Origin of the sequence: Vibrio cholerae ATCC 14035 (assembly GCF_000621645.1) — a bacterium.
GTDB lineage: Bacteria > Pseudomonadota > Gammaproteobacteria > Enterobacterales > Vibrionaceae > Vibrio > Vibrio cholerae.
On the sequence record NZ_KK211324.1, the window covers coordinates 1 to 21577 of the forward strand.

Annotated in this window: 15 protein-coding genes and 1 pseudogene; 8 read left to right on the plus strand and 8 right to left on the minus strand. The window is 49.7% G+C overall.

Going from position 1 to position 21577, the window contains the following annotated elements:
• Positions 1 to 295 precede the first annotated feature (295 nt).
• From fre to trxA, 6 genes and pseudogenes are all read right to left on the minus strand, one after another.
• Positions 296 to 1006, minus strand: coding sequence for an NAD(P)H-flavin reductase (fre, locus tag T411_RS0117775; RefSeq protein ID WP_000586597.1), 711 nt, complete (start codon positions 1004 to 1006; stop codon positions 296 to 298).
• Between the two features lie 15 nt (positions 1007 to 1021).
• Positions 1022 to 1291, minus strand: a complete 270-nt coding sequence (locus tag T411_RS0117780) for a 2Fe-2S iron-sulfur cluster-binding protein (protein ID WP_000222789.1) — start codon at positions 1289 to 1291, stop codon at positions 1022 to 1024.
• Complete coding sequence (gene ubiD / locus T411_RS0117785; RefSeq protein ID WP_001009479.1) at positions 1288 to 3129, minus strand: 4-hydroxy-3-polyprenylbenzoate decarboxylase; 1842 nt, start codon at positions 3127 to 3129, stop codon at positions 1288 to 1290. The genes T411_RS0117780 and ubiD overlap by 4 nt, the downstream gene beginning before the upstream one ends.
• Positions 3130 to 3210: 81 nt before the next feature.
• Positions 3211 to 4206, minus strand: a pseudogene (locus T411_RS1000000120945) (hypothetical protein).
• 98 nt (positions 4207 to 4304) lie between these two features.
• A complete protein-coding gene (gene rho, locus T411_RS0117795) occupies positions 4305 to 5564 on the minus strand; it encodes a transcription termination factor Rho (RefSeq protein ID WP_001054524.1) in 1260 nt (419 codons plus the stop codon).
• Between the two features lie 197 nt (positions 5565 to 5761).
• Entirely contained in the window at positions 5762 to 6088 is a 327-nt protein-coding gene (gene trxA, locus T411_RS0117800; RefSeq protein ID WP_001280783.1) for a thioredoxin TrxA, read from the minus strand.
• A 111-nt stretch (positions 6089 to 6199) separates the two neighbouring features.
• On the opposite strand from trxA, the gene rhlB reads away from it, so the two are divergent.
• Both rhlB and gppA read left to right on the plus strand, forming a co-directional pair.
• A complete protein-coding gene (rhlB, locus tag T411_RS0117805) occupies positions 6200 to 7516 on the plus strand; it encodes an ATP-dependent RNA helicase RhlB (protein WP_000750771.1) in 1317 nt (438 codons plus the stop codon).
• A gap of 7 nt (positions 7517 to 7523) precedes the next feature.
• Complete coding sequence (gppA, locus tag T411_RS0117810; protein ID WP_000076046.1) at positions 7524 to 9017, plus strand: guanosine-5'-triphosphate,3'-diphosphate diphosphatase; 1494 nt, start codon at positions 7524 to 7526, stop codon at positions 9015 to 9017.
• A 122-nt stretch (positions 9018 to 9139) separates the two neighbouring features.
• Here the strand turns inward: gppA and T411_RS0117815 are convergent, their stop codons facing one another.
• Together T411_RS0117815 and T411_RS0117820 are read right to left on the minus strand one after the other, a co-directional pair.
• Positions 9140 to 12583 carry a hybrid sensor histidine kinase/response regulator gene (locus T411_RS0117815; protein ID WP_001163258.1) on the minus strand — a complete coding sequence of 1148 codons (3444 nt, stop codon included), beginning with the start codon at positions 12581 to 12583 and terminating at the stop codon, positions 9140 to 9142.
• A 92-nt stretch (positions 12584 to 12675) separates the two neighbouring features.
• Complete coding sequence (locus tag T411_RS0117820) at positions 12676 to 13866, minus strand: 3-phenylpropionate MFS transporter (protein ID WP_000494988.1); 1191 nt, start codon at positions 13864 to 13866, stop codon at positions 12676 to 12678.
• Between the two features lie 259 nt (positions 13867 to 14125).
• On the opposite strand from T411_RS0117820, the gene T411_RS0117825 reads away from it, so the two are divergent.
• From T411_RS0117825 to accC, 6 genes are all read left to right on the plus strand, one after another.
• Entirely contained in the window at positions 14126 to 15949 is a 1824-nt protein-coding gene (locus T411_RS0117825) for a CBS domain-containing protein (RefSeq protein ID WP_001112968.1), read from the plus strand.
• Between the two features lie 8 nt (positions 15950 to 15957).
• Entirely contained in the window at positions 15958 to 16587 is a 630-nt protein-coding gene (locus T411_RS0117830; protein WP_001104320.1) for a 3'-5' exonuclease, read from the plus strand.
• A 202-nt stretch (positions 16588 to 16789) separates the two neighbouring features.
• Positions 16790 to 18739, plus strand: coding sequence for an acetate--CoA ligase (acs, locus tag T411_RS0117835; RefSeq protein ID WP_001287248.1), 1950 nt, complete (start codon positions 16790 to 16792; stop codon positions 18737 to 18739).
• A gap of 379 nt (positions 18740 to 19118) precedes the next feature.
• Positions 19119 to 19571 (plus strand): type II 3-dehydroquinate dehydratase, encoded by a 453-nt coding sequence (gene aroQ, locus T411_RS0117840; protein WP_000125574.1) that lies wholly within the window; start codon positions 19119 to 19121, stop codon positions 19569 to 19571.
• A gap of 56 nt (positions 19572 to 19627) precedes the next feature.
• Positions 19628 to 20089, plus strand: a complete 462-nt coding sequence (gene accB, locus T411_RS0117845; RefSeq protein ID WP_000354613.1) for an acetyl-CoA carboxylase biotin carboxyl carrier protein — start codon at positions 19628 to 19630, stop codon at positions 20087 to 20089.
• 14 nt (positions 20090 to 20103) lie between these two features.
• The gene (accC, locus tag T411_RS0117850) at positions 20104 to 21447 is read left to right on the plus strand and encodes an acetyl-CoA carboxylase biotin carboxylase subunit (RefSeq protein WP_000884888.1); all 1344 of its coding nucleotides are present in this window, start codon (positions 20104 to 20106) and stop codon (positions 21445 to 21447) included.
• The last annotated feature ends 130 nt before the right edge of the window (positions 21448 to 21577 follow it).

The window sequence follows — 21577 nt, forward strand, 5'->3', positions numbered from 1 at the left end:
GCCTGTTGAGGCATCGATTTGGCTGTGAGCCCTTGCTGCGTCAACGAGGGCGCATTATAGAGATCCGCTTCACACTGGCAAGTGTTTTTTGAGAAGATTTATAGAAATAGCGCTTAATCGCTGCATTTGCGCGCAAGGGCTTATTTATCCCACTTTACTCAGAGTTTGATGACAACTTATCCACAGAGTTATTCTTTTTAAGCTTTTGCTCTAGTCTATCTATAAAGAGAAAGTCATAAAAAAGCCCAACGATTTAGCGTTGGGCTTTGTCTTGTATCTTGTTTATAGCTGCGCGTTAAATAAAGGCGTAAGCATCGGCAAACATTCGATCGCGTCGAGCTTGTTTGTTTTGAGTAAATTGCTCACGTGCGGCTCCAGCCATCTCAAAGCGACCTGCTATATAGATGTCAAATGCTTCTAAACTTGCAAAGTCGTTGTTAATCGCTTGCAGTACATTGCCAACTTTTCCAGCCCAGTCATCTTGTGCTTGCTCGACCACTGGAACAACCTGCAAATGAGCATGTTGCTTGGCAAGCTCTTGCAACTCATTCAGTGCGTACAGCTGAGCTGCATCACGCGCGCCCCAATACAGGTAGATAGGCTGAGTTTTACCTTGCGAGAGGCAATGATCTAAGATGGAACGCACATAGCTAAAGCCGGTCCCGCCAGCGATTAAGAGTAGAGGTCGCTCACTCTCTTGTAATGCGGCATTGCCATGTGGCACATCTACTTCAACCCATGTCTGATTAAGATGGGCTTGCTGAAATTTTTCCACGACTTGGTGGGCAAAGGCGCTGTGATCCGCCGCACCAATATGCAGTTCGAGCTCGCCATTGCTACGGCAAGGACTACTGGCAAGTGAAAATGGTCGCTTATCTTTTTCGCCCATCACCACCATTAAATACTGCCCGGCTTGGTAAGCCACCGCGTGCTCGGGTTGTAATAGGATTTGGTAAGTATGCGTCGCCAGCGGCTGCACAGACTTAACTTGGCATTGAATTATCATTGAACTTCCTCTGGCTTACTCTTCAAAAGTCAGCACTAAATCAGTAATTGCGCAGGCTTGGCAGGCAAATATCCACCCTGTCGCTTTTTCTTGTTCGGTCAATAACGGTTCGAGTTCATACTCCACCTCACCTTCAACCAACTTACATAAGCAAGCGGCACAGGCGCCGATTCGGCAGCGGTGGGGAAAGGCTATTTGCTGGTTGAGCGCAGCATCAAGCACCGTTTCACCTGAGTGAATTATAAATTGTCTATCATTAGGCACGATGCGGACGGTATAGGTCATACAATGCCTAACTCATCCCATAACGAATCGATTTTCGCGACTAGCTTAGGATCTTTTCGGATCGGAGTACCCCATTCACGTTCGACTTCGTCAGGCAGTTTATTGGTTGCATCAAAGCAGATCAAATCTTGGCCAACGATTCGTAAGCTATCACGTGCCGGATCCATGCGTGTGGTCATTGCCCAGATCACATCATTCCAGTCATGGATATTCACGTCATCATCGCACAAGATCACAAACTTAAGCGGCGAGTCACCATTGAGTTTATCGACTACACGCTGTAACAGTTGCTGTGCCTGCCCTGCTTCCTGCTTATTAATAAGTAGAAGAACCAACTTATCATTCGCCGCCTCCGGTAATGCAACATCCAACACATCCGCTTCATCACTCAAGCAGGCTTTTAGCGCTTCCAGTGAAAGTTCCGTTGTCTTGTCACTCTGGTCAGAATTAGAAACCGCCAGCTCTGCAGGCCATTTGGCGGTGGCATCCAAACCGATTTTTGAGCCTAAACCCACCACTGGTGAAGCAAAATCCAGCGAGTCAATCGGCGTATGCTCAATAAATAGAGTATCGCGCAGAGGCGACATGTGATTGACCATAGCGGCAATCACTTGTGGCCAATCGCGCGCATTCACTTGTTCATCACACACAATCACAAACTTGGTGTACATAAATTGACGTAGGAATGACCACACACCCAGCATCACCCGCTTAGCGTGTCCCGGATACTGTTTCTTAAGTGTCACTATCGCCATGCGATACGAGCAGCCTTCTGGCGGCAGATAAAAATCGGCAATTTCAGGAAACTGCTTTTGCAAGATAGGTACGAAGACTTCGTTAAGCGCCACACCAAGCACGGCGGGTTCATCGGGCGGACGCCCTGTATAGGTGCTGTGATAAATCGGCTTATTACGCATGGTCACATGAGTGACAGTGAACACATGATGGCGCTCAACCTCGTTGTAATAACCCGTGTGGTCACCATAAGGACCTTCATCTGCAAATTCGTTAGGATCGATATAGCCTTCGAGCACGATTTCAGCACTTGCGGGCACTTCCAGATCGTTACTGATCGACTTGACCACTTCAGTACGACTGCCACGCAACAGTCCAGCAAACGCGTATTCAGATAAGGTATCTGGGACGGGTGTTACTGCACCGAGAATGGTCGCCGGATCGGCACCAAACGCCACGCTGACAGGAAAAGGCTCTCCGGGATGTTTTTCCATCCAATCCCGCAAGTCTAATGCCCCTCCGCGATGGGCTAACCAACGCATGATGACTTTATTACGGGCGATTTTTTGCTGACGATAGATCCCAAGGTTTTGGCGCTTTTTATGTGGGCCACGCGTAATGGTTAAACCCCAAGTTAAAAGTGGTGCAACATCGTCCGGCCAGCAGCTCATCACAGGGATTTTATCGAGATCAACCGCATCACCCTGCCACACGATTTCTTGGCAAGGAGCACGACGCAAGCGCTTAACTGGCATATTGAGCACTTGTTTAAAAACGGGCAGCTTTTCAATCAGCTCTTTTAAACCACGAGGCGGTTCTGGCTCTTTAAGATAAGCCAACCACTGACCGACATCACGCAGCTCTTGAACCTGCTGTCGCCCCATGCCCATAGCAACGCGTTCTGGCGTACCAAACAAATTGGTTAGCACTGGAAAGTCGTAACCTAGCGGATTTTCAAACAACAACGCTGGGCCTTTAGCACGTAACGTCCGGTCGCTGATCTCGGTCATTTCATAATGCGGATCAATCGGATGGGTAATACGTTTTAGCTCACCACGTTGCTCTAAATAGTCAAGAAAATCCCGTAAGTCCTTAAAATTCATAGGTCTACTACTCGTTGACAGCGATAGCGGCAGTATAACAAACCTCAAGATTGTTCTGCGCCATTTTCTTACATTTGTTGGTTATGGATTCAGTACCGCTAAAATCGCTTGCTGTTTCACCGCTCGATTCGAGCTGACTAACTCATGCAACCATCCTTGATAACCCGATTGAGCAAGCATACTCGCAACCTGAGAGGCATTTTCACTTTGTCCTAGTTTCTCAATTAAGAATTGCTCAACCTCCATCGACATAGGGCGTATTTCAATCAATGCTTGCAGTGCCTCTTGCTTAAGGCTGGGATTTTCGACAGCAAGCATTAATTGCTGTTTAGCAAAACCATCGGCTTGCGCCCCTAAACGAGCAACCTCTTGCCTAATTTCATCATTAGCCTTCATTAACCAAAGCCTTTGATACAAGGCATGGCTTTGACTACGCCGCGCAAATTGCACCATCACCGTTGCCGAGGGCAGCCAACTCGTCACCTGCTCAGTAGTAATTTGGGCAATCAAACGCTCCATGGCTTGCGGTGATAAACGATGCAACTCTGTGAGTAATAAGCGCTGACGAACATCTACTGATTGAGCCGAAGAACCAGAAATCCACTACTCACGCAGATTGAGTTCGCCATTTTCTGCTTGTAACACAAACATCATGATATCTTGTTGCTGCTGTGCTTGTTTTAACAGTCGATGGGCGATAGCGGCATAATCAAAAGCGGGGACAGAGAACTCATAACCGTCGCCCCGTTCAGCAATCAAATAATTGGGTGTCTGTGATTTTTGAGCAGCAATGAATACGGCAAGCTCCTCCGTTAAGATCAACTGGCCTTGTTCAAATTTTTGCAATAGAAGAAAACGCACGACTTCTTGTGCGGGATAACTGATACGCTGCAAATTGAACTGTAAGCGATCTACTTCATTGTGCAGTGCGAGCAGATAAAGCTCTTCGGCTTTCTGTTGGGTCTGTGGCTCCGCAAGCCAAAGCTCACGCTCTGTTGCCGTGATATCACCACCAAGCGCGTAAGGCGGCAAACCTAACAAAAAGAGAAGAACGAGGCACAACCATCCTTGTTGCATATACTCCTCCTTGTTCGTTCTACATCAGTGTGGACACCACTGGTCTAGAACGCAAACAAAAACACCACCGCAAGGGTGGTGTTTGAGATAACGTTCAATTACTGTCGACGCATCGCGTCAAAGAACTCATCGTTGGTTTTGGTCATGGCTAACTTATCAATCAGGAATTCCATCGCATCGGTTTCGCCCATTGGGTGAACGATCTTGCGTAGAATCCACATCTTTTGTAGCTCATCGGTCTTAGTCAGTAACTCTTCACGACGCGTACCTGAACGGTTGAAGTCGATAGCTGGGAAAACACGTTTTTCAGCAATCTTACGGTTCAAGTGCAGTTCCATGTTACCTGTACCTTTGAACTCTTCATAAATCACTTCATCCATCTTAGAACCGGTATCAACCAGTGCAGTAGCGATGATGGTCAAGCTACCACCTTCTTCTACATTACGTGCCGCACCAAAGAAACGCTTAGGACGATGCAATGCGTTCGCATCCACACCACCGGTCAGTACTTTACCTGATGCAGGAACCACAGTGTTGTAGGCACGCGCTAGACGAGTAATTGAATCCAGTAGGATCACCACGTCTTTCTTGTGTTCAACCAGACGTTTGGCTTTTTCAATCACCATTTCTGCCACTTGTACGTGGCGCGATGCTGGCTCATCAAAGGTTGAAGCAACCACTTCACCTTTTACTAGGCGCTGCATCTCAGTCACTTCTTCTGGACGCTCGTCAATCAGCAGTACCATCAGCACACACTCAGGGTGATTGCTGGCGATGCTTTGAGCGATGTTTTGTAGCAGCATGGTTTTACCCGCTTTTGGCGGAGCAACGATCAAACCACGTTGACCTTTACCAATCGGTGCTGCCAAATCGAGAACACGCGCCGTGATGTCTTCTGTGGAGCCATTGCCACGTTCCATCACCATACGTTCATTGGCGTGTAGAGGAGTTAAGTTCTCGAAAAGGATTTTGTTGCGGGCGTTGTCTGGACGGTCATCGTTTACAGTGTTCACTTTGAGCAATGCAAAGTAACGTTCACCCTCTTTCGGCGGACGAATTTTCCCGGCAATTGAGTCGCCTGTACGTAGGTTAAAGCGACGAATTTGGCTAGGTGACACATAGATGTCGTCAGGGCCAGCAAGGTATGAACTGTCTGCACTACGTAAGAAACCAAAACCGTCTTGAAGAATTTCCAGAACCCCATCGCCAAAAATGTCTTCACCACTTTTTGCGTGTGCTTTGAGGATTGCGAAAATAATGTCTTGTTTGCGTAGGCGTGCCAGGTTTTCAAGGCCCAGACTTTCGCCAAGCTTAACCAGATCAGACACAGGGGTGTTCTTCAGTTCTGTTAGATTCATTGTGGTGGATACTTAGTTAGTCAAAAAGGATCGTTGTTAAGTTAAGATGGATATGGTCTCAGGATTGACCAAGAAGTGAACAACTGTTTAATTAACGTGCGATAAACTAGCACTAAATATTAGCCTAGTCTAGAAATTGTTTTTTGCCAAAAACAAAACCGTACATATTGCTATGTACGGCTTGGCGGTCTGACTCATTACAGGTTCGCGTCTAGGAACTCTTTCAGTTGAGTCTTTGATAGCGCACCAACTTTAGTCGCTACCACACTGCCATCTTTAAACAGCAGCAGTGTTGGGATGCCGCGGATACCAAACTTAGGTGGTGTTCCCGCGTTATGGTCAATATTCAGTTTACCGATAGTGAGTTTGCCTGCGTATTCGTCAGCCACTTCATCTAGGATCGGGGCAATCATCTTACAAGGACCACACCACTCCGCCCAAAAGTCAACTAGAACCGGGCCTGCAGCTTTGATTACATCGTTCTCGAAACCGTCATCGGTCAGCTGCAAAATTTTGTCACTCATCTTTCACTCCAATGTGATTTTCTGCACTGGTGATAACTCAACCAGTAAATAGATGCTCTATTGGAATGTATTTACTTCCGTATTGCAAGCGTAAGCTGATATTCTATAGCCATGAAAAAGACGCATATCACAGAGCATAAGTTCGCCGACTTTGGTTTACAGCCACAAGTTATTGATGGACTGGAAAAAAAGGGGTTTGTTTACTGCACCCCTATCCAAGCATTGGCGTTGCCGGTACTGCTCTCCGGCCAAGACATCGCAGGCCAGGCCCAAACAGGGACTGGTAAAACGCTCGCGTTTCTTACTGCTACCTTCAACCATTTATTGACCACACCAGCCGCTGAAGGCCGAGCAGAAACTCAGCCACGCGCCATTATTATGGCCCCGACTCGCGAACTGGCAATTCAGATCTTTAATGATGCCGAGCCTTTGTTGGCCTCCACTGGTCTGAAAGCAGCTTTGGCTTATGGTGGCGAAAGCTATGATAAGCAACTCGCAAAATTGCAAAGTGGCGTCGATATTCTGATCGGGACCACCGGCCGCATTATCGATTTCTACAAACAGCGTGTATTCAACCTCAATCACATTCAAGCAGTGGTACTGGATGAAGCAGATCGCATGTTTGATCTCGGCTTTATTAAAGACATTCGTTTCTTGTTCCGCCGTATGCCTGAGCCCAAAGATCGTCTCAACATGCTGTTCTCTGCCACCCTCTCTTACCGCGTGCAAGAGCTGGCTTTTGAACACATGAACAATCCTGAACATGTGGTGGTAGAACCTGAGCAAAAAACCGGTCATCGCATTCAGGAAGAGCTGTTCTACCCATCGAACGAACACAAGATGGCGCTGCTACAGACTCTTATCGAAGAAGAGTGGCCAGATCGCGCAATCATTTTTGCTAACACTAAGCACCGCTGTGAACAGATTTGGGCACATTTGGCGGCCGATAACCACCGTGTTGGCCTACTGACTGGTGATGTACCGCAGAAAAAACGTGAGCGTATTTTAGAGCAGTTCACCCAAGGTGATGTGGACATTCTGGTTGCGACCGACGTTGCGGCGCGCGGCTTGCACATTCCTCAAGTGACCCACGTGTTTAACTACGATTTGCCTGACGATTGTGAAGACTATGTACACCGTATTGGCCGTACGGGTCGTGCGGGCGCAAGTGGCCACTCGATAAGCTTTGCGTGTGAAGAGTACGCGATTAATTTGCCGGCGATCGAAAGCTACATTGAGCATGCGATTCCAACCTCAGACTACGATCCTTCAGCTCTGCTGACGGACTTACCTGCGCCTCTGAGCCTACGTTCGTCGCCACAACAGCGCCGCACCAATACCGCAGGTTCTCGCAATAGCAATAATGGTGGCAATCGCAAACCTCAGCAACGCCGCCCACGCGCACCACGCCCGAAAAAGGAAGCCTGATTTCGCTATGAGCCAAGCCGTTTCTTCACCCTTGTATGCTGCCATTGATTTAGGTTCCAACAGTTTTCACATGTTGGTCGTGCGTCATATCGATGGCAGTGTGCAGACAATGGCAAAAATCAAACGTAAGGTGCGTCTGGCAGCCGGTCTAGATGAACACAACGCCTTGAGCTTAGATGCGATGCAAAGAGGGTGGGATTGTCTCAGCCTTTTTGCCGAGCGACTGCAAGATATTCCCGCAGAGAATATCCGAATTGTAGGGACCGCAACCCTGCGTACCGCCACCAATGCCGGTGAATTTATCGCTAAAGCGAACCAGATTTTAGGCCATCCGATCGACGTTATTTCCGGTGAAGAAGAAGCGGCCACTATCTATAAAGGAGTCGCGCACACTTCGGGAGGTTTAGGGCGTCGCTTAGTAGTGGATATTGGTGGTGCGAGTACCGAGCTGATTATCGGTGAAGGTTTTGAAGCCAAAGCCCTCACCAGCTTGAAAATGGGTTGTGTGACTTGGTTAGAGCGCCATTTCAAAGATCGTCAGCTGACGGCCACCAACTTTAATAACGCCATTTTAGCCGCCAAACAGATGCTGGATCCGATCCTCACTCAATACACTGAGCTTGGCTGGAATGTGTGTGTTGGAGCCAGTGGTACGGTACAAGCACTGCAAGAGATCATGCTGGCGCAAGGCATGGATGAAGTCATTACGCTGACCAAACTCAAGCGTTTACAAAAGCAAGCCATGCTGGCCGATCATCTCGAAGAGCTGGATATCGAAGGGTTAACGCTGGAACGTGCTCTGGTTTTCCCAAGTGGCCTATCGATTCTGATTGCGATTTTTGAATCACTGAACATCGAAGCGATGACGCTAGCGGGCGGTGCTCTGCGTGAAGGTCTCGTCTATGAGATGGTTCAAGACCTACGCCAAGAAGATATTCGAGCGCGCACCATTCGCTGTGTACAAACCCGTTATCAGATCGATAGCGCTTATGGTGATCAAGTCGCCACTCTCGCCAGTAAACTGCTCGCGCAATGTGGCGGTGAAGCGTGGATCAATGAACCACAAGCAGAGATGTTGCTGCGTACGGCAGCTAAGTTGCATGAAATTGGTCTCACCATCGATTTCAAAAAAGGGGGGGAGCACAGCGCTTACCTACTCCAACATCTTGATCTGCCCGGTTATACCCGCGCCCAAAAACATTATTTAGGTGAAATCGTACGTCGCTATCGCGAACAGTTAACTTCGTTACCTGAACAATATGCACTGTCAGGCACCAGTGGTAAACGCGTACTGCGTTTGCTGCGCCTTGCTGTCCTCTTAAGCCATCGACGCAGCCCGGCGTTAGAGCCGATGGTAGAATTGAGCGCACAAGAGGACAAGCTGACGCTCACGCTTGACGGTGAATGGCTGGCAAAAAATCCACTGACTCGTACAGAGTTAGAGTTAGAAGCCAACCGTCAAACCGATATTGGCTGGCCTCTGTCGATTGAATGCCACTAAGCACTCATAAGTATTAAGCCCTCATCTGAGGGCTTAATACTTACTGTACCTTCAATATTCCTAAACGACTTGAAGTTGCAAGTAGGCAGCGTATAGACGGTTGTTTTGAACAGACCATCGGCTCAAGACAGACTATTCAGTAAGGCTCTCAGTTTGAGGGGCTTAATGGGTTTAGCCATAAAGCGAAAACCGCTTGATTCAATCCCATCCAAGATATCGGGATTGCGATCGGCACTGATGATCACGCCAGCGAAACAATCCCCCAAACGCAAGCGGCACTGCTGCAGCACTTCAAGCCCTGTCCGTCCGTTATCCAAGCGGTAATCAGACAAAATCACATCGGGGATCCATTGCCCTTCCAAGGCTTTGAGGCTGCCATGAATATCGGTCGCGGTTTTGACTTCACACCCCCAACGCTCCAGCAAATCACGCATCCCAACCAAAATATCTGGCTCGTTATCGACACACAGCACACGCAGATGTTGCAGCTCTGAACCTTTCTCATTGACCATCGCAACCGTCTGAGTGAGTGACGACGGCATGGGTTGAGCGCGATCTAAAGTAATCGAGAAAACACTGCCCTGCCCCGGCCAAGAGCGCATCGAAATGTGATGACCCAGTACATGGGCAATCCCTTTCGAAATCGCCAGCCCAAGCCCTAGACCTTGGTCGGAGCGTACCTGCCCACCGCGGTTAAACTCCTCAAAAATTTCCTGCTGCTTATCTTGCTCAATACCAATCCCATTATCCCACACATCAATACGCACTTGCCCGGTGGCGACTCTGCGCACCCCGAGAATCACTTTGCCGTTCGGGTTATAACGAAACGCATTAGTCAGGAAATTTTGGATTACTCGGCGCAGCAATTTGGGATCTGAATGCACCCAAAGTAATGATGGCACTAGGCTAAATTGCACACCTTGTTTAGCGGCGAGGGCACTGAACTCGGCATTGAGATTCGACAATACATCCATAATCGCAAAACTGTGCGGATGCAGATCGATTTTGCCGGACTCCAAACGCGAAATATCCAGCAAATCGCTGATCAAATCCTCCGCCGCGCCCAAAGCACTTTCAATATGGTGGGCAAGTTTCTGCACCTCCGCCTCTTTAGCCACTTCAGATAAAGATGAGGCAAACAGGCGTGCGGCATTCAATGGCTGCATCAAATCATGGCTGACCGCCGCCAAAAAGCGCGATTTGGATTGCGACTCGCGCTCCGAACGCTGGGTCGCGGTGACTAACTGTTTATTGAGCTTTTCTAGCTCCAAGGTACGCTGCAGTACACGCTCTTCTAGCGTTTCGTTGGCCATTTTCAGGCTTTGTTCCGCTTCTCTAAACACCGTAATGTCAGTAAAGCTCATCACAAATCCACCGCCGGGCATCTGGTTCCCCTGCACCTCAATCACTCGCCCATCCGCCCGCACTCGCGAGGAGGTATGACTTGTCCCTTGCTCTAAGTGGTAGACCCGTCGCCGTACGTGATCTTCTGGATCGCCCGGCCCACATAAACCTTGCTGCGCGTTATGGCGGATCACATCCGCAATCGGCCGTCCCACTTGAATCAATCCCGGCGGAAACTCAAACAGCTCAAGATAGCGCTGGTTCCATGCCACTAAACGTAACTGTTTATCCACCACGGCAATACCTTGGCCGATGTGTTCAATCGCCCCTTGCAACAAGCCGCGGCTGAAATCGTACAGCTCGGACGCCTCATCGACTATGGTCGCCACTTCCTCAAGCTGCATTTTACGTCCTTGCAGCGCCGAGGTGAGCACCAACTTAGCGGACGAAGCACCAAATACCCCAGCCAGTACGCGTTCGGTATGGCGGATCAAGGCGGAAGAGGCTTGCTGATTCGGTAGCAAGGTTTCACGCTGCTGACTCCAGTATTGAGCAAAGGCGTTGCGTACCCGAGTCCGCCCCACAAAACGTGAGGCCAACATTTCAAGCTCACCCACAGTCACGCGACTTTGGTAAAGGCTCATGTTTTCGTTTTCGGGCAGCGGAGTACCGACAAACGCCGCGGCTTGCAAACGCTCACTTAAGCTGGCGCGCGTCACCAAAGACACACCGATATAGCACAAGGTATTAAGGGTCACGCTCAGTAGCATGCCCCAATCCGCACTTTTTAACCCTAGAGCCACCAACCAATCTGGTGGAGTGATCACCCACAGCAAGACGTTATTGCTGGCATCGCCCGCCAGCATATCGGTGGCACTCATCAAGGTGATAAGCCACAGGGTAAAACCGACCGCTAAACCAACATAAACCCCTTTACGATTGCCTTCTCGCCAGTACATACCGCCAAAAATCGCAGGGGCAAACTGGGTAATCGCTGAAAACGATAGAAACCCAATCGCCGATAACGAAGGAATGCTGTCGAGTACCAGATAAAAACCCCATGCACCGAACAGCAAAAGTAGGATTAAGGTGCGGCGGATCACCACCAACAAACCGGAAAAATGTCGATGAGTGCGCTGCGACAAGCGCATCCGGCGTAGTAGTAAAGGCATCACTAAATCATTGGATACCATGATCGCAAGGGCAATGGTCGAGACAATCACCATCCCCGAAGCTGCCGATGTTCCGCCCAAAAAAGCCAACAATGCTATATCGTGAGCCCCAGCAAACACAGGTAGGCTAATCACAAACGTATCGGGTGAGGTGTTTGGCAGTAAACCTTGTCCCGTCCAAGCAATCGGCAACACAAACAGGCTCATTAAGAGAAGATAAACGGGAAAGAGCCAGCGCGCGGTGTGCAGATCTTGCGGGCGCTCGTTTTCAACGACCATGGTATGAAACTGGCGCGGCAGACACACAATCGCAATCATGGTCAGCAAGGTATGAATCAATAAGGTCGGCCAGTTTGGGGCTTGGTAAGTGCTGGCCGCAATTGTTGAAAGCTCTAATCCATCGGTACGCCACGCCAGATACGCGATAAATACCCCAACGCAGAGAAAGGCCACCAATTTGACGATCGATTCAAACGCAATCGCCATCATCATTCCGCGGTGATGCTCGGTATTATCAATATGCCGAGTGCCAAACAGCATGGTAAACAGAGCCAGCGCCAATACCACAAACCAAGATACATGCGATTCTTGGTAGCCGTACACTGTCATTAAATCGGGAGCGACAATGTTCAATCCCATCGTAATGCCGCGCAGTTGTAGCGCGATATACGGCAAAATACCCAAGACCGCGATCACCGTCACCGCCACGGCCAAACCCTGCGATTTACCATAACGGGCGGCAATAAAATCGGCGAGCGAAGTAATGTGCTCACGTTTAGCAATCAAAATCAGCCGCGCTAAAACTCGCCAACCAAACACAAACATCAAGATCGGGGCGATATAGATAGGCAGAAACGACCAAGGATTGACACTCGCCTGCCCGACTGTGCCGTAAAACGTCCACGAGGTACAGTAAACCGCAATCGACAAGCTATAGATCCACGGCCGCCAATTGGCGAGCCAACGAGTTTGCCTGTCACCATACCACGCAATCAAAAACAGCACGCCGAGATACGCGAGCGAAACGGGAATTACCAACCAACCTTGCATCAGACATCCTTGCTGTTGCGAAATGAAAAAAGCCTCTCGATTGAGAGGCTTCTATTAAAACGAGGTTGTTTTTTGAACTCAATCAGCACGACTTAATTCTGTGCTTCAGGCTCCGCTTTCAGTGCATTGCCATCTTGTACCGTTGAAGGCGGAGTATCAACGCGGATCAATAATGCCAATCCGCCCATTGCGGCCATCGCCCAGAATACGGCTGCGCCCCAATGCTCATAGCCCCAACCACTGAGAGTGGTCACCGCCGCAATCACCGCGCCGAGTGGAATCGCGTTATACAGAGCTTGCAGTGCCACCATTTTATTTTGCGGCGCATGCTGGATGTACTGAATCGCGGCGATGTGCGCGATAGCAAACGTGACCCCATGCAGCAGTTGAATCGCCACTAAGGCCAGAATGGTGGTCGTGGAGGCGGTTAAACCCCAACGTGCAATAACCCCCAACGACGCTACGAAGAATAGTGTGCGCAAACTCCAGCCCGCGAACCAGCGCTTACTGAAAGCAAACACCAAGACTTCCGCGACCACACCTAAGCTCCATAAGTAACCGATGATATCTTCTGAGTGACCCGCTTGTTTCCAATAAATCGAGCCGAAACTGTAATACGCCGCATGACTGCCTTGGATTAAGGCCACCAGCAGCAGAAATTTCACCACAGGCCACTCGGTAAGAAGCTCCTTCAGCTTCGGGCGCACCGCATGAGCCTCGTGCTCAGTGACTGGCATCGGTGTAATTTGGCGCAAACTCAACAGCCAAGAGACGGCGACCCCCACCAGCGCCGTGTACAAAATCATCAAGCTGCCCCACTTGGCGACCAAGAATCCGACCACAGTCGATCCGGCAATAAACGCGATCGACCCCCACAAACGAGTACGGCCATAGTCGAGCATTTTCAGCTTGGCGTAGTAGTTGGCCATGGCATCAGAAATCGGCACCACAGGGCCACAGCATAAGTTAAACAGCACAGTGGCCAGCGCCATCAGCCAAAAACTGCCGCCCGTAAAAAAGTGAAAACCGACAAACAGCATTGCCGCGAAACTGAGCCAACGCAGCGCGGGCATCAGTTGCTCAACACGGTGTAAACGCGGCGTCAGCACCAAATTCGCTACACAGCGCGTCGCAAAGCCTATCCCAACCAAGACACCTATGTCGGTCGCTGAAACGCCTTGGTCTTCAAACCAGAGTGACCAAAATGGCAAATACACGCCGTAAGCAAAGAAAAAACCGATGAAATATTGCGAAATCCAACCATAGGGAGTGGGGGTAAACATGATCGTTCCTAATCAAAAAGGGAGGTATAAAGCGCGCACATTATGCATGTGGATTCGCGTCTAAAAAAGGGAAGATTACGCAACTCATCGTTTCCCGATTGCTTATATCAACAGATTCACCGTCAAGTTACCGGTGCCAATCGGCGGATCATCGCAGCGTAGAAAAGCCTTTGTTGCCTGCATTAGACCAAAGTCGTCTGGAGGGGCAGGGGAAATTTGTCACACTTAGTGAACCTGTCCCGATGATGAGTGCCACCTCATGCCTGATAAATTCAATATGCAGTCACCACCGTTTAATCGACTGACGGCTGAGCAGCAACATCAATTGCGCAGTGCTTTGGATGTCGCCTATTTCCGCCAACGCGATGTGTTGATTGATGCGCAGCACCCTGTGACTCATCTGCATATTCTGATCAAAGGCACGGTAGAGGAACGCAGCCCCGACGGCAAAGAGGTGTTTGCACACTACGCCAATGATGATCTGTTTGATGTACGCGCCATGTTTGAAGAACTGAGCAAACATCAATATATGGCGCTCGAAGACACCCTCTCCTACTTGCTGCCCAAATCGATTTTTTTGCAGCTGTACGAGCAAAATGGCGAGTTCGCCGCCTATTTCGATAATAACCTCGCCAAACGGCAAGAGTTGATTGAAGCCGCGGCTCAGCAGAAAAACATTGCCGAATTCATTCTGACCAAAGTCGACCGTTCCATTTATCACCCGCCTTTTATTCTGTCGCCGGAGCAGCCGATCCACAGCGTCACACAACAACTCAAAGAGCGCGGGATTGATGCGGCTTTAGTCGAACTCCATCCCAGCGACCCAAGATTGGCGCACAACCACGCTCACCCTTATGCGATTGTAACGCGAACCAATATGCTGCATGCAGTGATGCTTGAAGGCCGCCCTTTGGATACGCCCGTCGGCGAGATTGCCACTTTTCCGGTATTGCACGTGGATGAGGGTGACTTCTTGTTCAATGCCATGGTGATGATGACGCGCCAACGCATCAAGCGAGTCATGGTGTGCCTGGGCAATCAAGCCGTGGGTTTACTGTCGCTGATTCAAATACTGAGCGCCTTCTCTACTCACTCTCATGTTTTGACACTGGCGATTGCGCGTGCAGCCTCGATTGATGAACTGGCACTTGCCGCCAACAAACAGCGCGAACTGGTCGAAAGCCTGATGTCACGAGGGGTTCGCACCCGTTTTGTGATGGAACTGATTGCCGCAGTCAATGAGCAGATCATCGAGAAAGCCTTTGAGTTAGTGGTTCCTCCAGCGTTGCACGATCAGTGCTGCCTAGTAGTGCTCGGCTCGGAAGGACGTGGCGAGCAGATCCTCAAAACCGATCAAGACAACGCGCTCATCATTCAAGATGGTTTGGAATGGCACCAGTGCCAGCCCATCATGGAGACGCTCACCCATACCCTGCTGCAGCTCGGCTATCCCCTGTGTCCCGGCAAAGTGATGGTCAATAACCCGAAATGGGTGCGCAGCCAGAGCGATTGGAAACGCACTCTGACTGATTGGGTAAAAGCCGCTCGCCCCGAACAAGTGATGGATATTGCCATTTTTGCTGACGCGCATGCGGTGGCAGGAAATCGTGCGCTGCTTGCGCCTGTGAAAGCGCATTTGCAGCACTTGATGGCCGGTCAAGAGCTCATCTTGGCGGAATTTACTCGCCCAGCACTCAATTTTTCCGTACCGCTGACCCTGTTTGGTAACGTAAAAAGCAGCAAGCAAGGGATTGATATAAAGCAAGGCGGGATTTTCCCTATCGTACACGGCGTGCGCGCTTTAAGTTTGGAGCACGCGATTGATGCCAATAACACCTTTGATCGGATTGAAGCTTTAGTCAAAAAACGAGTTTTAGAACAAGAGACTGGCGATAACTTAAGTGAAGCCTTTAAGCTGTTTTTAAAACTGCGCCTTGCCCAGCAGCTTGGCAATCAGCACAGCACCAACCAACTCGACTTCAAACAACTCGACCGCACTGAACGCGATTTATTGCGCCATAGCCTGCATGTGGTGAAAAAATTTAAGCAGTGGCTCGGTTATCACTATCAAATTCGCGATTGAGGTGGCTGATGAACTGGTTATTACGCCGTTATTGGCACGCGAAACTCAAAGGTTCTCCCTATCAACGGCTGTTTGAAACCGCGCGCCATCACGAGTACGTCTCGCTCGACTGTGAAACCACCAGCTTAGATCCTAAACGCGCTGAGTTAGTGACCATCGCCGCAACCAAGATCGTTGATAACCGCATTATCACCAGTCAACCCTTTGAGGTGCGCCTGTGCGCGCCACAATCGCTCGACTCGGGTTCAGTGCGGATTCACCGTATCCGCCACCAAGATCTGCACGATGGTCTGAGCGAAAAAGAGGCGCTTCTCCAACTGATTGAGTTTATTGGCAATCGTCCCTTGGTCGGCTACCACATTCGTTACGATAAGACGATTTTGGATATCGCCTGTCGTAAACATCTCGGGTTTCCACTCCCCAACCGACTGATTGAGGTGAGCCAGATCTATCACGATAAACTGGAAAAACACCTGCCCAATGCCTATTTCGATCTCAGTTTAGAGGCGATCTGCCGCCATCTGGATCTGCCACTGCAAGACAAACATGATGCGCTGCAAGATGCGATTGCCGCCGCTTTGGTGTTTGTGCGTTTAACCAAAGGCGATCTGCCACAATTTATTGCACCGGGTGTGTAACGCCGAAAGTCGGCGGCGAGATCTCTCCCGCTTGTTTGCCGCTTATTCGCCTTGCACACATATCCCATCAGGCTTTCATCCTAAAGTCTAATTGTAGAAATCCCTGCTCTGACTGAGAGTTATAAACGAAACGAATTTCCTCCTCTCGTGTTTGAAACGCGCCCTTTCAGGAAATTTGCCGAATTCACAAGGAGAACCCGTAATGAGTGAAGCCCATATTTATCCGGTCAAACAGAACATCAAAGCGCATACGCATGCCGATAACGACACCTATCTGGCGATGTATCAACAGTCCATCAAAGATCCGGAAGGCTTTTGGAGCGAACACGGCAAAATCGTCGACTGGATTAAACCTTTCACCAAGGTGAAACACACCTCTTTTGACCCAGGGCACATCGATATCCGCTGGTTTGAAGATGGCACGTTAAACGTTTCTGCCAACTGTATTGATCGCCATTTGGCGACCCGTGGCGACCAAGTCGCGATCATTTGGGAAGGCGACGACCCGACTCAAGACAAAACTCTGACGTATAAGCAACTGCACCAAGAAGTGTGCCGTTTTGCCAATGCGCTGAAAGAGCAAGGCGTACGCAAGGGTGATGTTGTCTGTATCTACATGCCTATGGTGCCAGAAGCGGCGGTTGCTATGTTGGCTTGTACCCGTATTGGCGCAGTGCACACTATCGTCTTTGGTGGCTTCTCGCCAGAAGCACTGGCTGGACGCATTATCGACTCGAACGCCAAATTAGTGATCACTGCCGACGAAGGTGTTCGCGGCGGCCGCGCCGTCCCCCTAAAGAAAAACGTCGATGAAGCACTGTGCAATCCAGAAGTCAAAAACATCAGTAAAGTGATGGTTCTTAAGCGTACTGGCGGCAATGTCGCTTGGCATGAACACCGTGACATTTGGTGGCATGAAGCAACCGCAAAAGCCTCCGATAATTGTCCACCAGAAGAGATGAAAGCCGAAGATCCGCTGTTTATCCTCTACACCTCTGGCTCAACCGGTAAACCGAAAGGCGTATTGCACACCACTGGCGGTTATTTGGTTTATGCGACTATGACCTTCAAATATGTATTCGACTATCAGCCCAATGAAGTGTTCTGGTGTACCGCTGATGTGGGTTGGATAACGGGTCACTCCTATCTGGTGTATGGCCCATTGGCGAATGGCGCAAAAACCATTCTGTTTGAAGGCGTGCCAAACTACCCCACCACCGCACGCATGAGCGAGGTGGTAGACAAGCATAAGGTCAATATCCTTTACACTGCGCCAACGGCGATCCGTGCGCTGATGGCCAAAGGTGATGAAGCGATTAAAGGCACTAGCCGTGACAGCTTGCGCATTATGGGCTCTGTGGGTGAACCGATTAACCCAGAAGCGTGGGAGTGGTACTACCGCACGATCGGTAACGAAGAATCGCCGATTGTCGATACTTGGTGGCAAACCGAAACCGGCGGTATCTTGATCACACCACTGCCGGGGGCAACGGCGTTGAAACCGGGTTCGGCCACACGCCCCTTCTTTGGTGTGCAGCCAGCGTTAGTCGATAACATGGGCGAAATCGTGGAAGGCGCAACTGAAGGCAACTTGGTGCTGCTCGATTCATGGCCGGGTCAAATGCGCACTGTGTATGGCGATCACGACCGCTTTGAACAAACCTACTTCTCTACCTTTAAAGGCATGTACTTTACCGGTGACGGTGCGCGTCGCGATGAAGACGGTTACTACTGGATCACAGGCCGTGTCGATGACGTACTCAACGTTTCGGGTCACCGTATGGGAACGGCAGAAATTGAATCCGCACTGGTGGCATTCAATAAGATTGCAGAAGCCGCCGTGGTCGGTGTTCCACACGATATCAAAGGCCAAGCGATTTACGCTTACATCACACTCAATGATGGGGTGTATCCGAGCGCTGAACTGCATAAAGAAGTGAAAGATTGGGTACGCAAAGAGATTGGCGCTATCGCGACACCGGATGTCCTACACTGGACCGATGCGCTACCGAAAACCCGTTCAGGTAAAATTATGCGCCGTATTTTGCGTAAAATTGCCACCGGCGATACCAGCAACTTGGGGGATACCTCAACGCTGGCCGATCCAAGCGTGGTTGACCGCCTGATTGCCGAAAAAGCCCAACTTAAATAACAAACCCTGTGGTTTGAGGTTGTAGCCTCAAGTCACAAGGGAATACACATTTGCTTGCGCTTTCAAACTCCGGTGCACCTCATGGCCGGAGTTTTTGTTTTCTCTCGCCTATCTTCTGGGAACATGCGCTGAACTTTCCTGTTCAAGCCGATTAGGCGATGGCAAATCCCTCTAGCCCCCTATTTTGTTCACTTCCTTACCCATTTCACGCCCGAAACTAGGTGATTAGACCAGTAAATTGCTGCCATTTGTTATGAATTGGCTATAATCGTGGGCAATTTAATAAAATCCGCGAACTTTTGACAAAAACTTTATGTCGAATAAGTAAATTTGTGGGAAACTGCTTATTCACCACACAATAAAGGAAGATGACTACACAATGACTGCAAAATCTCGCATTCTTGTTCTTAACGGACCAAACCTCAATTTATTAGGTTTGCGTGAACCTACCCACTACGGCTCACAAACCTTAGAACAGATCGTAGCAACATTGCGCGATCAAGCGCAAAAAGCAGACATTGAGTTAGAACATCTGCAATCTAACCGCGAATATGAGTTGATTGAAGCCATTCACCAAGCCTTCGGCAAAGTGGATTTCATCATTATCAATCCGGCGGCCTTTACTCATACCAGTGTGGCGTTACGCGATGCACTGCTTGGGGTGGCGATTCCTTTTATTGAAGTGCATTTGTCCAACGTTCATGCACGCGAGCCCTTCCGTCATCACTCTTACTTGTCTGATAAAGCACAAGGGGTGATTTGCGGTTTAGGTGCCCAAGGTTACGAATTCGCTTTGTCTGCTGCAATCCGAGCATTGCAGGCCAAGCAATAAAGACACTCTGCGGCCCATTTGGGCTGTCTTATTCACAAGATAAAAGAGAAAGAAACATGGATATCCGCAAAATCAAGAAGCTTATCGAGTTAGTTGAAGAGTCTGGCATCGCAGAACTGGAAATTTCTGAAGGTGAAGAGTCAGTACGCATCAGTCGTTATGGCCAACCAGCTCCAGCACCTCAAGTGCACTACGCAGCCGCTCCAGCGCCAGTGGCTGCACCAGCACCGGTAGCTCAAGCAGCCGCGGTAGCAGAAGCACCAGCAGCCGCAAAAGTGCCAGCAGGCCATAAAGTGCTTTCTCCAATGGTAGGCACTTTCTACCGTTCACCAAGCCCAGATGCGAAAGCGTTTATTGAAGTGGGCCAAAGCGTTTCTGTTGGCGATACCCTATGTATCGTTGAAGCGATGAAAATGATGAACCAGATCGAAGCCGACAAATCTGGCGTTGTGACCGCGATTCTTGTTGAAGATGGTCAGACCGTTGAATTCGACCAACCGCTTGTTGTTATCGAATAATCGAGGCCACCTTTATGTTAGATAAAGTTGTCATCGCGAACCGAGGCGAAATTGCGCTTCGTATTCTCCGCGCTTGTAAAGAATTAGGCATTAAAACGGTTGCCGTGCACTCCACGGCTGACCGCGACTTAAAACACGTACTGCTGGCGGATGAGTCTATCTGTATCGGTCCTGCCAAAAGCATCGACAGTTACCTGAACATTCCACGCATTATCTCTGCGGCGGAAGTGACGGGCGCGGTAGCTATCCACCCGGGTTACGGCTTTTTGTCTGAAAACGCGGATTTTGCTGAGCAAGTGGAGCGCAGCGGCTTCATTTTTGTCGGCCCTCGCGCCGAAACCATCCGTTTGATGGGTGACAAAGTCTCCGCCATCAACGCGATGAAAAAAGCGGGCGTACCTTGTGTACCGGGTTCAGACGGCCCACTGGATAACGACGAAGCGAAAAACAAAGCTCACGCAAAACGCATCGGCTACCCAGTTATTATCAAAGCCTCTGGCGGCGGCGGTGGTCGCGGTATGCGTGTCGTACGTAACGAAGCCGAATTGACCAAATCTATCCAGATGACGCGTGCGGAAGCGAAAGCCGCCTTCAACAACGACATGGTGTACATGGAGAAATTCCTAGAAAACCCACGTCACGTTGAAGTGCAAGTGATCGCTGACGGTCAAGGCAATGCAATTCACCTCGCTGAGCGTGACTGTTCCATGCAGCGCCGTCACCAGAAAGTGGTGGAAGAAGCACCCGCACCGGGTATCACTGAAGAAATGCGTAAGTTCATCGGTGAACGTTGTACCCGTGCGTGTATCGAAATCGGCTACCGCGGCGCTGGTACCTTTGAATTCCTGTACGAAAACGGTGAATTCTACTTCATTGAGATGAACACGCGTATTCAGGTTGAGCACCCAGTAACAGAAATGATTACTGGCGTTGACCTGATCAAAGAGCAGCTGCGAATCGCCGCGGGTCAACCGCTGTCTTTCAAACAAGAAGACATCAAAATTCGCGGCCATGCCGTTGAGTGTCGTATTAACGCGGAAGATCCAGAGCGCTTCCTACCTTGCCCAGGCAAGATTGAACGCTTCCATGCACCTGGCGGCATGGGTGTGCGTTGGGAATCACACATTTACTCTGGCTACACCGTACCCGCGCATTACGACTCGATGATCGGCAAACTCATCACTTACGGTGAGAACCGCGATGTGGCGATTGCTCGTATGCGTAACGCACTCAATGAGATGATTGTGGAAGGGATCAAAACCAATATCCCACTACAACAAGCTATCATGGCAGATGAGAACTTCCAGAAAGGCGGTACCAACATCCACTATCTGGAGAAAAAACTCGGCATCAAGTAAGCCGCCGTTTTTACTCTCATCGCGCATAACCCAATCAATCATACCCAAACTACTTGGATTGGCTGATTGCACTAGGAATACGATAAAGCCCACTCCGGTGGGCTTTTTGTTTTGCTTTTTGTTTTAAATC